We start from the raw sequence: 12032 nt of genomic DNA, 5'->3' as shown, positions 1-12032 counted from the left end.
ATGCAGTGCATAATCCCGTGAGATATGCCTCATGGGAGCTGCACCACATTTGGCGCACCGGCTGTACAGGGAGTTGGGGACTAGTGGCCGAACGGGTCCGGGTCCACACCGGGCATCCACGTCAGACCGGGCACGCCCCAGCCCTTGTTCTTGGCTGAACGTTTGGCCTTCTTGGCGTAGCGGGCGTTGAGCCTGTCCACATAGAGCTTGCCGTCCAGGTGGTCGTATTCGTGCTGCATGCAGCGGGCAAACCAGCCTGTGGCTTCAAAATCCAGGGGGTTTCCGTCTACGTCGAATCCGCGCACCCGCACCCATTCGGCCCGCTTGAGCGGGAAGTCGATGCCGGGCACCGACAGGCAGCCCTCTACTTCGTCATCGGGATCGGGGGTGTTGCCGGAGATCTTTCCCACCGTCAGCGTGGGGTTCACCACCACGCCGCGGGCAGGAACGTCGTCGTCGTTCTCCATTTGGTAGGTGAAGAGGCGCAGGCCCACACCAATTTGTGGGGCGGCCAGGCCAACGCCATTGGCCGCATCCATGGTTTCGTGCATGTCCGCCACGAGCTTCTTGAGGTCCTCGTCAAAAGCCTTGACTTCATCGGCGCGGCGGTGGAGCACGGGCTCACCCAAAATGGTTACGGGGAGGATGGTCATGACGGCTTCCTTTTCATGCTCGGGATTCAGGCTCACGAAATGCATCTTTGATGGCAATGAAAAACACCCCGATCAAATGACCGGGGTGTTTTTGCGATTCCTACAGAACCGCTTTTCGGGGTGAGATACGGGGGTTGAACCCGCGACCTCCTGGACCACAACCAGGCGCTCTGCCAACTGAGCTAATCCCACCATGTCCGCTTCAACCACAGCAACATCCTTTTGGAATGTCCTCTGCGCTTTTGGCAACGTCGAATAGTCTACACGAGCTGCGGGGTGGTCAAAACCAAAACAGGCTCTTTTGCCTTTTTTGTGAGCTAGATCGCGTTTTTGTGGCGGAAATCTCCCGGAAATACGGGAAATCTAGGCCTGGTAGTTGGCAGCAATCTTCTTGGCGGTGTTGGTATCGGGCCCCGGCGCCGGCACGAAGACGGCTTCACGGTAGTACTTGAGTTCGTTGATGCTGTCCTTGATGTCGCCGAGGGCGCGGTGTCCGCCGGTCTTGGGCGGCGACTGGAAGTAGGCGCGCGTGTACCAGCGACGTGAGAGTTCCTTGATGGTGGAAACGTCGATGACCCGGTAGTGCAGGTGCTCCACAAGCTCAGGCATGTCACGGCTGAGGAACACCTTGTCGGTGCCGATGGAGTTTCCCGCCAGCGGGGCCTTGTTGGGCTGGGGCACATACTTTTGGATGTACGCCAGCACCTGCGCCTGCGCATCTTCCATGGTGGTGCCGCCGGCCAGCTCCTCAATCAGCTTCGACGAGGTGTGCATGTCGCGCACAAAGTCGCCCATCTGCGCCAAGGCCTCGTCGCTGGGCTTGATGACAACGTCAACGCCGTCGCCCAAAATGTTCAACTCGGAATCTGTCACCAGCACCGCCACCTCAATCAGGGCGTCGTTGACGGCGTCCAGGCCGGTCATCTCACAGTCAATCCACACAATGCGTTCATTATTAATAGCCACGCGTCAAATGTACCGTGAACCCCGATATTGCCGCGCTTCTTTCGCCGAGTCAGCCGATCGGCTACTTTGGCGTGGCGGGCGAAGCGTCAGCCTCTCCCGTTGTGCCGGTCTTCGAAGGCCTGGGCCCTTCCCCGGCGGTACCATATGCGGCGGCACTGTAGGCAACCGCTGTGGCGGGCTCGGCGTCGTGCGGGGTAATCGGTGCAGGGATGCGTCCCAGCAGGAACAGCTGGCGCACGCTCCACACAAACAAGATCACCAACAGCACGTTTCTCGCGGTAAGAACCGCAGCCATGACGGGGCTGTTGTTGGAAAGTTCGTTGTAAAAGAGTGGAAAGACAAGGAACGTCAGCACGGCCACGCCAATGAGCATGGTGGCCGGAACCCGCCACGCCTTCCATTGGTAGGCCAGACCCACGGCAACAGCAGGCCCCAGCCACACCATGAACTGGGGGGAGCCCACCTTGTTGAACACCACGAACGCAGTGGTCAGGGCGAGCGAGCCGAAGAGCAGCAGGGATGTCCTGTCGGCGCCACCGCTACGCTTGCCAGTGTGCAGGGCCCAGAAAATCAGGCCCGCCACGAGCAGCGCCGCCGCCACCAGCAGGGGTTGCATGAGGAAACTCATGACCTCGGAGCCGGGTCCGTCCACCTGCATGGAGTTGATGTCCTGGTTCATGTACATGCGGGCGTCGCCAATGCCCAGCACGCTCATCCACAGCCATGGTGTGGTGAACGTGGCTTCGAGCTGCATGCCGCGGTCGCCCTGTTCCAGCAGGAAATTGAAAAGTTTGTGGCCTGAATTCATACTCATTGCCAGCACCACCACGAACGCCGTGACCAGCATGCCAGCCAGTACCACCCGGACCCGCTGCTTCGCCACAGTGAAAAGCGCCAGCACGACGGCGGCAGGCCAGACCTTGGTCCAGGTGGCCACACTGAGGATGAAAGAGGAAAGGAAGGGGCTGGCCACGCCGATGGACAGCGCTATGAGAACCACAGGTGCCGTGAGACCGTCAACCCGGGCAAAGCCCAGCCACGCCATCAAAGTAGTGAAGGAAATCCACCACAGGGCGGCCGGAATGGCTTCACGCTTCTTGCCCCAACTCGTGAGTTTGCCCACGGCCAGTGTGTTCAAGCCGGCAATCATCAGCACCCAGATGAACAGGAAGGGCCCCTCGCCAAAGATGTACGCCACGGCCATGGGGACCAGCGCCAAAATGGGGTAAACCCAGGGGCTCGGGCCAAGCACACGGGTCTCATCGAAGTCGATCGAAGCCCAGATCCGGTAGATGAACGTGTCGCTATATGCTTCCCCCCGCAGCGACAGCAGGACAGCAAATGAAAGGAACACCACATGGACCAGAGCAAAGACGCTCCACATGCCCACGGGGGTTTTCAGCCAGCTCTGGATCCGGGCGGGCAGTACCGCATCCCGTAGTCGTGCAAGGGCGGAGAAAAACGTGTCCGTGGAGATGATCCAGTCCTTCTTGGGTGTGGCGGTGGACCGAGCCGGGCACAGGCAATCCGTGGGCGGCGATTGGTGCTTGGCCCAGGTACTTAGGAGATGCTCAGCTGGAGTGGGTAGAATGCCAAGAACGGAGTCCTTGGCTGTTTTCATATTAGCGCAGCCGGTACTTATTCCCCGGGTTCGCCCGCCCATGTGAACGCCGAGCGGGCCTAACACGAGGGTCAAAGATAGTTCAGGAGTTTGTTGTTGACCAGCACTGACGTTGCCATGGCGGAGACGAGGAATAGGGTGTTCGCAAAACTGCCTTTTCGCACCGGCACCACATCCTCAGCCATCTGGCAGGGCTTTGCAGGCTCCGTAATGCTGCTGCTGGGCTCTTTGGGCGTTGGCTGGCTGGCCAGCAGTTCGGTGCTCATCAGGACGCCCCTGTTTATTCTGGCGCGGACCACCCCGGCAGCAGTCATCTGTGCAACAGTTCTGCTGTGCCTGGGTGCACTGCTGATGTTCAGGGCATGGCTGCGCCTGAGCCAACACTTGAGCGGCTGGAACGACGACGCCGGCCCTGTGTTGAGGAAGGCCCTCATATTGTGGGTGGCGCCCATGATGCTGACCTTGCCACTCTTCAGCCGTGACGCCTACGCCTACATTGGCCAGGGACGGCTCATGCAGCAGGACTTGGACCCCTATACCAACGGAATTTCCGCGCTCAACAACTACTTTCTGCTGGGCCCGGACACCCTGTGGACTGAAGCACCAACACCGTATGGGCCGTTGTGGTTGTGGCTGGAGCATTTGGCTGTCCTGATACCTGCCAACAGCCCCGAAATTGCCTTGATTCCGTTCCGGCTGGCAAGTCTTGCCGGCGTGGTTCTGCTGGCCATTTATGTGCCCAAACTGGCAGCCCGCCACGGATTCAACCCGCACCGGGCGCTGTGGCTTGCCGTTTTAAACCCCGTAACACTGATGAATTTCATTGCCAGCGTGCACAACGATTCCCTCATGATGGGTCTGGTGGTGGCTGGCCTCTACTACGCCAGCACCAAACGGGCCGTGGTGGGTATTTTGTTTGTCACAGCCTCCATCGCCATCAAGCCCATCACCTTGATTGCGCTGCCCTTTGTGGGGTTGCTGTGGGCCGGGTCCAGAGCCGGGTGGGTGCGTAAATTTGCTCTCTGGGCTGCAACACTAGGCATTTCCATGGCTGTCATGGGGGCCACGGGAGCAGTAAACGGTCTTGGGTTTGGCTGGTTGGCGGCACTTCAAACCCCGGGCACCATCTGGCACTGGTACGCGCCGGTGGGTATTGGCTCAGTCTCGCTGGGTTCCTTGGTGGACTGGTTGGGTGGCGACGGCACCCCCATTGCAGACGGCATTCAAAAAGTCGCCCAAGTCATTTCCATCTTGATTGTCATGGCTTTGGCCTTCGTTAAAATCCGGTTGGGGCCTTCCGGTGGGCTCGGCGCGGATCTGCCCGAACCTCAGCGCTACAGCCATGCCGTGATGCGCCGCATGGCTTGGGCGTTCACCGCGGTGGTTCTGCTTGCCCCCATGATTCAGCCGTGGTATGTGGTGTGGTTGCTGGCGTTTTTCGCCACGACAGGGATCAATGACGGTTGGCCGCTGCGCACTGTTTTCTATCTCAGTGCGTTCTTCATCCTGATCGCACTCACCGACCAATTGAGCGTCTTCCCGTGGATTTCCATGGAAGTGGTGCGCAGCATTGCCGTTGTTGTTGCCGTGATGGGCCTCCTGTACCTCACTCTGTGGGACAAGAAGACCAGTGAACTTTTCAAGCGGAACAAGCCTGACCAGCATGCGTCCGCGGTAAAAAGCTGATCTCTAGGGGTTCAGGTGTTTGAGCGCCTCTCGGCGTGACAGTGGGCTGAGCAGACTCTCATGCTGGGCAACGTAGCCGCGCACCCAATGCGGATCGGTCCTGGCATATTGGCGCAACGCCCACCCGATGGCCTTACGAATGAAGAATTCCGGCTCTGCCAGATTGGGTGCCATCAGGTCGCTGAGCAGCTGTGTGTCAGTGGCCGCCTTGGCGGGCAATTGGGCGATGACCGCTGCCCTCCGGAACCAGAAATTCGGGTGCTCGCTCCACTCCCGCAGCACCGGATCCATGGTTTGGCGGTGTTGTTGCAGAAGGTCGTTGAGTCGCGGGGCAACGGAATCCACATAGTCCCACCATTGCCCCGTCTCAATCACGACGGCGTAAAACGGCAGGAGCCCCAACTCGCCCCGGGCCAGGCGTGAGTCGGTGAGCATGATGGCCGCGTACCGTTCCTCCCGAAAGTGTGCGCCGTCCCACAGGACAGTGACGGTGGCGCGGAGTTGCTCTACGGAACTAAAGGGGTGTTCCTTGGCCAGTGCCCGCACGGTCTTGCGCACCGAGGGGGAGGGGGCGCCCAGATACGGCATGGCCGACTTCATGTATGCAGCCATTCCTTCAGCCTTCTCTGCGATGGCCACTTCCGCCAAGGCTGGGCGCAGGGCGGTGAGGAACAAAGTGTTGGGGGAGCCGGCGTCGAACGTCATTTCCTCAGCGTAGCGGCCTTGGGTACTGTGGTTTCAACACCGTCAAGAGCGAAGTACCGGGGGATCGCCATGGGCAAGATCAAGACAGCAGCAGAAATCGCGGCCATGCGTGAGGCCGGCCGGATAGTGGCCCGGGCCCTGGCCGCCGTCAAGGCTCATGCCGGTGTGGGTGTGAGCCTGAAGGAGCTCGACGCCGTAGCCGCCTCCGTGTTCAGCGACGCCGGAGCCGTCCCCGCCTTTTTGAATTACCACCCGCGCTGGGCGCCCATTCCGTTCCCTGGCGTGATCTGCGCCAGCGTCAACGATGCCGTGGTTCACGGCATCCCCCATGGGTACAAGCTGGCCGACGGCGACCTGGTCAGCATTGACGCCGGCGCATTCCTTGATGGCTGGTGTGGGGACGCGGCCATCAGCTTCACCGTCGGGGATGGTCGGCCGGAGGATGTGGCCCTCATCGCCGCCACTGACGCCGCCCTGGCCCGGGGCATTGAGGCGGCCCGGATTGGCAACACCATGGGCCACATTGGCCACGCCATTGAGAAGCAGGCGCGCCGGGAAGGCTACGGACTGTTGGCAGACCATGGCGGACACGGGATTGGCCGCGCCATGCACGAGGAACCGCCGGTCCCCAACGAAGGGCGCCCCGGACGGGGAATAAAGCTCACCGAAGGCCTGGTCATTGCCATCGAACCCATGCTCATAGCCGGCGGGTGCGATGACTACCAGCACGCAAACGACGGCTGGACCCTGCTCTCACTCAAGGGCAAGAGGGCAGCGCACAGTGAACACACCGTCGCCATCACCGCCGATGGTCCGGTGATCCTGACTCTGCCCTAGTCCCGGACCGGTTTCGCGCAGCAGTGCCACCGGGCGGCAACACCGAAGGAAGCCATGGAGCCATTTTCGCTTTTGGACACAGAAGGCCTAGTTGCAGCCCTGCGTGCTGCCGGTTGCGTGTACGCCGAAGATGAAGCCACCATCCTGGTGGACGCGGCCGCCAGCCCGCAGGAGCTGGCGGGGATGGTGGCGCGGCGGGTGTCAGGGATTCCGCTGGAGCATCTGGTGGGTTGGGCATCTTTCCATGGGCTGCGGATGGCCGTGGCGCCGGGTGTCTTTGTACCCCGGGTGCGCACCGAATTCCTGGTGGACAAGGCCCTGGAGGTTCTGCACAGCCTCGGCACGGTACCCGGATTGTTTAAGACAGGGCCAACGGTGGTGGACTTGTGTTGCGGCAGCGGCGCAGTGGGTGCAGCACTGGCGCACGAGTTCGGCGGCTTGGACTTGCATGCGGCAGACATTGATCCGGCGGCCGTGGCTTGCGCAGCCGAGAATGTGCTGCCCGCCCATGGGCATGCGTACTGCGGCGACCTGTTTACTCCGCTGCCTGAAAAGCTGCGCGGAACGGTGGAGGTCATAGTGGCCAACGCCCCCTACGTTCCCACAGATGAGATTGCGTTCATGCCCCCGGAGGCCAGGCTGCATGAACCGCATGCTGCTCTCAACGGCGGAGCCGACGGCTTGGACATCCAACGCCGGATCGCGGCCCTGGCCCCGGCCTGGTTGCGGCCCGGTGGATACCTGCTGGTGGAAACCAGCGTCCGGCAGGGCGCGGAGAGCGCCGCGATCATGACGTCCCACGGCTTCACTGCCACCCTTTCCCACGGCGACGAACTGGCGGGAACGGTGGTCACCGGCCGGCTCTGAGTGCGCCCCAAGGCGAGCCCAAGGCCTGCCGACCGGCGTTCCCGGGAATGGCTGGACTTGCGACGTCACGTCAAAATGGCACTTCCCCTTTGGTGCCCGGTGCATAAGAATGAGGGCATAACTTGAGCACTGTTGACGCCGAACGGAGAGGGAGTGAGTCCGTCATGGAACCTCTATTTAGCACAGGGGCGGTGCTGGTGGGGCTGTTGCCAGAGCAGGATCCTGCTGTCCTGGCTTGCGCCGTATCGTTGGCGAGAGCGACCGGCGTCAGTGTCATGGCCGGCTATGTAGACCCGGGCAGTTACCTCATCGAATGGGATCCCAGCGGCAACCCGATGGGCCGATCCTTGAACCGGGCACTTGATCCCGAGGACGAGGCGGCGTCGGCAGTGCGGGAACTTGAACCCATTCTTCGAACGGCGGCACAATCCCAAGGGGTGGAGTATTCCTTGAGGGTTCTCGGCGGGGATCCGGCCATGGCCCTTGGCAGACTCGCCTTGGCCGCCTCCGCCTCCGTCATTGTGGTGGGTGCCCGGCGCCCCGGCCTGTTGGCCGGCGTCAATGAGGTCCTGACAGGTTCCGTGGTCCGCAAGCTCCTGGCCACCCAGCATGTTCCGGTGCTGGCCATCCCCCGGGTGGACGCGCACCCGCCGCTGCACGGTTAGGAACTCATCAGCACGTGATGCCAGAGGGTGCTGGCCACACGGGCCTTGGGGCATGCGCCGCGTCAGCAGCCAGTGAGACGGATAACTTAATGACCTTCCACGGTGGGCCACAGGCAAACTGGCACTCACCCCTATTCGCTTCAGCTGCGCGTGGACACGGCTGCTGCGAGTTGTGCCAGGCCCTTCTCGAAGTCGCCGCCCACCAGCTTGTCCATGTTCATGAACAGCATGAACACCCGGCCCAAGCCCTTGTTTTCGCCCGTCATGGTCCAGGTGACGCGGGTGCCGCTGCCCTCGGGGACAAACGTGAACGTGGTGGGATTCACCGCCTTCATCGGCTTGCTGAATTCCAGCCGGATGTGAATTCTGGACGGTTCCGTGGCTTCAACAATTTCCATGGTGCCAGCCCCGGCCTTGCCCTTGCCTTTCCACGCGTACTTGGCGCCCACACCCGCAACGGGGCCCGAGTACGTGCGCTGCATGGCCGGATCCAGGCCCTCCCACGGTGACCAGTTGATCCATTCCCGGAAGCTGATCACCAACGGATAGATTTCCTCCGCGGTGGCCGGGATTAATGCGCTGCGGGAAACACTGAAACTAGTCATGGTCACAGCTTATGCCGCCGCAGCTGCAGTGTCTCCAACGCGACGGCGGATTGCATGCTGGGCGGAACGTTCACTCGCTGCTGCCCTCGGGACCCTCGGCTGCCACTTGGGAATGCATGCGAATCTCCGGCATGTCCAGGCCGTCGGTGCCCTCGGCTGCCGTCTCGCTGTGTTCACGGGACGTGGCGGCTTCCCGGCCCCATCGGGACGCTTCCTCCGGGTCTATGGGTGCTGGTGGGTTGCTCATGGCTGTCTTCTCTCCGGCCACAAGGACTAAAGTGCCAAGGGCCTCACTCTCATTGTGAACCTCCAAACAGGCTTTGTCATGGACACGATCCAAGGCAAGGCACACCGGCTGGGGCAGACCAGTTAGACTCAACGCACACGGGCATCGCAGGACACGGGGGACTGGTGAAACACCGCAGCAAACTACTGGCCACCTGGCTGGCGCTCACGCTGGTTCTTGCCATGACAGGTTGCCGCTGGGGCCCGAATGAACCGCCATCTAGCGTGCGCGAGGCCGGGGATGCCGCGGGAGAGTACGCCAAAGCCCTCGACGGCGTGGCAGGTGTAAAGGTGATCTTCAATCAGCCAGGTCATGACCCCAAGGACCACCCGCGCTCAGCCGATGATGTATCCACGTGGCTCGTCTCCATTCGACTGCGGGTGTCCAAGGGTACGGGCACCAATGTGGCAGTTGCCGCAGCGCAGGCACTTGCCGAAAACGTGGCCGGGCAGCGCCTTGGCTTTGCGTGGGAGGTTGGCATTTCCGACGCCGACGAGGCAACGGGCGCCGGGGCCGAGGCCGGGGTGTACAGCTCCCAGGGCCCGGCACCGATCACGGCGCAGTACTTTGCCGTTGCCCGGGAGATTGGCGCGCTCCCGGGGGTGGAGCGGGCCATGATGGATCATGACGGGGTGGCGGAGGTGACAACCACCGGATTTCAATTCCTGAAACCCGTGGGCGCCTACTTGGCTGCGAAACAACTTAACGTGGGTGCCTTGTTGGTGTCGCAGGGACGGGCACACATAACCACCGCAGGAAAAGCCCTGGGGGCCGGGCTCACGGAACTGGTGACACAACTCGGCACACAGTTCGCCGCACGCAGCGTCGACGTGGACACCCGAGTCCTATACGGGCAGCCCCAGCGGCGTTTGACGCTCACGGTGGAAGATTCCAGCCAATCCCAACCCATCCTTGAGTACCTGCGCAGCACACCCCTTGCCTACACCCCCGGCGAGGCCGTGGTCACTGACTTCTTCATTGCGGAGAAGGGCACGGGACTAACACTGGTCAGCGGCAAGCTCAACTATGCGGGGCCGCAACCGCCGCCACCGCCCATTGACGAACCAAGCGGCCCACCCACCTACTCGCCGCCGTCGTACATTCCCGCACCTCCGTGCACGGTGGCGCAACTGACCGCCAGCATGAAGGGGCGGGTCGAGGCCGCTTTGGGGCACCGTGCCATGACCATCCTGCTGACAAACACCAGTGCCACGCGGTGCTCCGTTGAGGGGTATCCCGGCGTCAAGTTCTTCGCGGACGACGGCGCCCCGATTCCGGTGACGCTGACCCATGGAAGCTCCTACATGTTTTCCGATCCGGGACCGGCACCCATCAGCCTGGCGCCGGGTGCAACGGCCACGGCAATGCTGGCCTGGGGTGCCAACTCCACCACGCAAGGACACATCCTGCCGGCGTCCATGGCGGTGGCACCCAGGGAGGGTGAAGGATTTGTCCCCACCCAGGTCCTGACCGACACACCAGACATCATCGAGGGCAGTGAGCTGGAGGTTTCGGCATGGGATTGGCCGGACGCCCCGCTTTTTCGCTGACACAATTCGATGACCAACAATTCACCGCCAACTGCATTTCCGGGGCATCCGCGCCGGCAATGGGTCAGACTAGGTGTATGGAAAACGTTCTGAGCCGTTGGCGCAGAGAATTGCGCGGCACCTTCAGCAACAACTCAGCGGCCATCCCGCAGTGGGAACTTGACCTGGAACAGGGGAGCGACGGGGGCTACTTTGGGCCGGGCACGGCGGCGTGGGCTGTGCACGGCTCCATGACCACCCTGGTGGCGGGCATCCAGTCCCTGCTGCTCCAAGCGCTGCACCCGGGCGCGCTCGCGGGAGTACATGACCACTCCGACTATCGCTCAGATCCGCTGGGCCGGCTGGCGGGAACCATTCGCTGGATCTTCACAGTCAGCTACGGCGACACCACGGCAGCGCAGAACGCTTCGGCGAAAGTGTTGAGAATCCATAAGTATGTTCAGGGCACCTTCACCACCAACAGCGGTGAAGACCGCCACTACGGCGCCAACGATCCGGATCTGCTGCGCTGGGTGCATCTGGCCTTCACCCAGGCGTTTCTGGCGACCCACCAGGGCTACGGCGGTCCGATCCCCGGCGGACCAGACGCCTATGTGGCCGACTGGGCTGTGGCAGGGGCCCTCATGCAGGTGGAAAGCCCACCCGTAACAGTCCAAGAATTAAGGGCACAGCTGGCGGCCTACACCCCCGAGCTCCGGTACGACGCAAGGGTGGCTGAAACCGTTTCCTTCATCCGGAACCCGCCCCTGCCGCGTTCCCAACAGCTCGGGTACAAGGTTTTGTTTGCAGCGGCTGTTGCCACCTTGCCGCCGGAATACCGCGAGCTACTCAGGCTGCACACTCCACGGCTGGGTCCCATCCCGCTCCCGGTGAGGTGCCCCGCCAAGGCCGTGCTCGCCGTCGTCGGCTGGAGTTTGGGGGCAACAAGCCCCAGCGAGAAGTCCGCCCGGACCCGCCGGCGCCGGTTGGGCCTTGAGAGTTCTCCCAGCAATCACCGCTAGGCTGGGCATGGCATTTTTGCCCCTTGACGTCACCCCCTATCCGAGGACTGTAAACAGCCCATGTCGCCACGCACTTTTTACCGCACAGTAGCCATCGCCGAGGCCGTCACCTGGACGTTGCTGATCACCGGCATGATCCTCAAATATGGCGTGGGAGTAGGTGACTGGCCCGTCAAGGTGGGCGGGTTCGCGCACGGACTGGTGTTCATTGGCTATGTGACCACCGCGGTCCTGGTCGGCCTGAACCAGCGCTGGCCCAAGCGCTTGATGGTTGGCGCCGCGGCCACTGCCTTTGTCCCGTACCTGACCATCCCCTTTGACAGGTGGCTGGAAAAGAATAACAAGCTCGACGGCGCATGGCGCACCTCTGCCACTGCCCACCCCCGCGACAGCCACTGGGTTCAGGTGGTATTGCGCTGGATGCTCAACCGCCCGGCACTGCTCAGCGTGGTGTTCGTGGGCGGCATCATGGCAACCATGCTGTTCGTTGGCCCTCCCGGCGGCCGCTCCTAAAGTATCCCGGCTTCCAGTGCCAAGCCAACCCTCTTCGTCGGCATTGGCCGCATCCGTACCACCTCATCCAGAAGCAG

General features: G+C 62.2%; 13 protein-coding genes and 1 tRNA gene. 7 read left to right on the top strand and 7 right to left on the bottom strand.

Going from position 1 to position 12032, the window contains the following annotated elements; genetic code table 11:
* Nucleotides 1-80: 80 nt before the first annotated feature.
* From def to CVS28_RS09870, 4 genes are all read right to left on the bottom strand, one after another.
* A complete protein-coding gene (gene def, locus CVS28_RS09885) occupies nt 81-653 on the bottom strand; it encodes a peptide deformylase (RefSeq protein WP_103465617.1) in 573 nt (190 codons plus the stop codon).
* A 119-nt stretch (nt 654-772) separates the two neighbouring features.
* Nucleotides 773-845: transfer RNA gene (locus CVS28_RS09880), tRNA-His, on the bottom strand.
* Between the two features lie 171 nt (nt 846-1016).
* Nucleotides 1017-1619: an oligoribonuclease gene (gene orn, locus CVS28_RS09875; RefSeq protein ID WP_103465427.1), complete on the bottom strand. Its 603-nt coding sequence runs from the start codon at nt 1617-1619 to the stop codon at nt 1017-1019.
* A 61-nt stretch (nt 1620-1680) separates the two neighbouring features.
* Nucleotides 1681-3240 carry a glycosyltransferase family 87 protein gene (locus CVS28_RS09870; protein ID WP_103481401.1) on the bottom strand — a complete coding sequence of 520 codons (1560 nt, stop codon included), beginning with the start codon at nt 3238-3240 and terminating at the stop codon, nt 1681-1683.
* A 96-nt stretch (nt 3241-3336) separates the two neighbouring features.
* On the opposite strand from CVS28_RS09870, the gene mptB reads away from it, so the two are divergent.
* Nucleotides 3337-4926: a polyprenol phosphomannose-dependent alpha 1,6 mannosyltransferase MptB gene (mptB, locus tag CVS28_RS09865; protein WP_133159096.1), complete on the top strand. Its 1590-nt coding sequence runs from the start codon at nt 3337-3339 to the stop codon at nt 4924-4926.
* 3 nt (nt 4927-4929) lie between these two features.
* On the opposite strand, the gene CVS28_RS09860 is transcribed toward mptB, so the two are convergent.
* A complete protein-coding gene (locus CVS28_RS09860; RefSeq protein WP_103481399.1) occupies nt 4930-5631 on the bottom strand; it encodes a DNA alkylation repair protein in 702 nt (233 codons plus the stop codon).
* 69 nt (nt 5632-5700) lie between these two features.
* On the opposite strand from CVS28_RS09860, the gene map reads away from it, so the two are divergent.
* From map to CVS28_RS09845, 3 genes are all read left to right on the top strand, one after another.
* A complete protein-coding gene (gene map, locus CVS28_RS09855) occupies nt 5701-6468 on the top strand; it encodes a type I methionyl aminopeptidase (RefSeq protein ID WP_103465431.1) in 768 nt (255 codons plus the stop codon).
* A 54-nt stretch (nt 6469-6522) separates the two neighbouring features.
* Nucleotides 6523-7335: a putative protein N(5)-glutamine methyltransferase gene (locus CVS28_RS09850; RefSeq protein ID WP_103481398.1), complete on the top strand. Its 813-nt coding sequence runs from the start codon at nt 6523-6525 to the stop codon at nt 7333-7335.
* A gap of 164 nt (nt 7336-7499) precedes the next feature.
* The gene (locus CVS28_RS09845) at nt 7500-8000 is read left to right on the top strand and encodes a universal stress protein (protein ID WP_103465433.1); all 501 of its coding nucleotides are present in this window, start codon (nt 7500-7502) and stop codon (nt 7998-8000) included.
* A 140-nt stretch (nt 8001-8140) separates the two neighbouring features.
* Here CVS28_RS09845 and CVS28_RS09840 read toward each other — a convergent pair whose 3' ends face one another.
* Nucleotides 8141-8605: an SRPBCC family protein gene (locus CVS28_RS09840; protein ID WP_103465434.1), complete on the bottom strand. Its 465-nt coding sequence runs from the start codon at nt 8603-8605 to the stop codon at nt 8141-8143.
* A gap of 70 nt (nt 8606-8675) precedes the next feature.
* Nucleotides 8676-8852 carry a hypothetical protein gene (locus CVS28_RS19685; RefSeq protein ID WP_165788121.1) on the bottom strand — a complete coding sequence of 59 codons (177 nt, stop codon included), beginning with the start codon at nt 8850-8852 and terminating at the stop codon, nt 8676-8678.
* A 164-nt stretch (nt 8853-9016) separates the two neighbouring features.
* On the opposite strand from CVS28_RS19685, the gene CVS28_RS09835 reads away from it, so the two are divergent.
* The 3 genes from CVS28_RS09835 (at nt 9017) to CVS28_RS09825 (ending at nt 11955) form a co-directional block, all read left to right on the top strand.
* A complete protein-coding gene (locus tag CVS28_RS09835) occupies nt 9017-10441 on the top strand; it encodes a DUF4232 domain-containing protein (protein WP_165788120.1) in 1425 nt (474 codons plus the stop codon).
* Nucleotides 10442-10518: 77 nt separating this feature from the next.
* Complete coding sequence (locus CVS28_RS09830) at nt 10519-11442, top strand: oxygenase MpaB family protein (protein ID WP_207767489.1); 924 nt, start codon at nt 10519-10521, stop codon at nt 11440-11442.
* Nucleotides 11443-11502: 60 nt separating this feature from the next.
* Nucleotides 11503-11955 carry a DUF3817 domain-containing protein gene (locus CVS28_RS09825; protein WP_103481396.1) on the top strand — a complete coding sequence of 151 codons (453 nt, stop codon included), beginning with the start codon at nt 11503-11505 and terminating at the stop codon, nt 11953-11955.
* Nucleotides 11956-12032: the final 77 nt, after the last annotated feature.

This window comes from Arthrobacter glacialis, assembly GCF_002909415.1.
Classification (GTDB): domain Bacteria; phylum Actinomycetota; class Actinomycetes; order Actinomycetales; family Micrococcaceae; genus Specibacter; species Specibacter glacialis.
Note: the sequence above shows the minus strand (reverse complement) of the source record. Positions and strands in the feature narration are given on the sequence as shown.

Excerpts from the sequence above, each read along its gene's own strand:
- def (WP_103465617.1), bottom strand. The coding sequence starts at position 653 with ATGACCATCCTCCCCGTAACCATTTTGGGTGAGCCCGTGCTCCACCGC.
- CVS28_RS09870 (WP_103481401.1), bottom strand. The coding sequence starts at position 3,240 with ATGAAAACAGCCAAGGACTCCGTTCTTGGCATTCTACCCACTCCAGCT.
- CVS28_RS09860 (WP_103481399.1), bottom strand. The coding sequence starts at position 5,631 with ATGACGTTCGACGCCGGCTCCCCCAACACTTTGTTCCTCACCGCCCTG.
- map (WP_103465431.1), top strand. The coding sequence starts at position 5,701 with ATGGGCAAGATCAAGACAGCAGCAGAAATCGCGGCCATGCGTGAGGCC.
- CVS28_RS09850 (WP_103481398.1), top strand. The coding sequence starts at position 6,523 with ATGGAGCCATTTTCGCTTTTGGACACAGAAGGCCTAGTTGCAGCCCTG.
- CVS28_RS09845 (WP_103465433.1), top strand. The coding sequence starts at position 7,500 with ATGGAACCTCTATTTAGCACAGGGGCGGTGCTGGTGGGGCTGTTGCCA.
- CVS28_RS09840 (WP_103465434.1), bottom strand. The coding sequence starts at position 8,605 with ATGACTAGTTTCAGTGTTTCCCGCAGCGCATTAATCCCGGCCACCGCG.
- CVS28_RS19685 (WP_165788121.1), bottom strand. The coding sequence starts at position 8,852 with ATGAGCAACCCACCAGCACCCATAGACCCGGAGGAAGCGTCCCGATGG.
- CVS28_RS09830 (WP_207767489.1), top strand. The coding sequence starts at position 10,519 with ATGGAAAACGTTCTGAGCCGTTGGCGCAGAGAATTGCGCGGCACCTTC.
- CVS28_RS09825 (WP_103481396.1), top strand. The coding sequence starts at position 11,503 with ATGTCGCCACGCACTTTTTACCGCACAGTAGCCATCGCCGAGGCCGTC.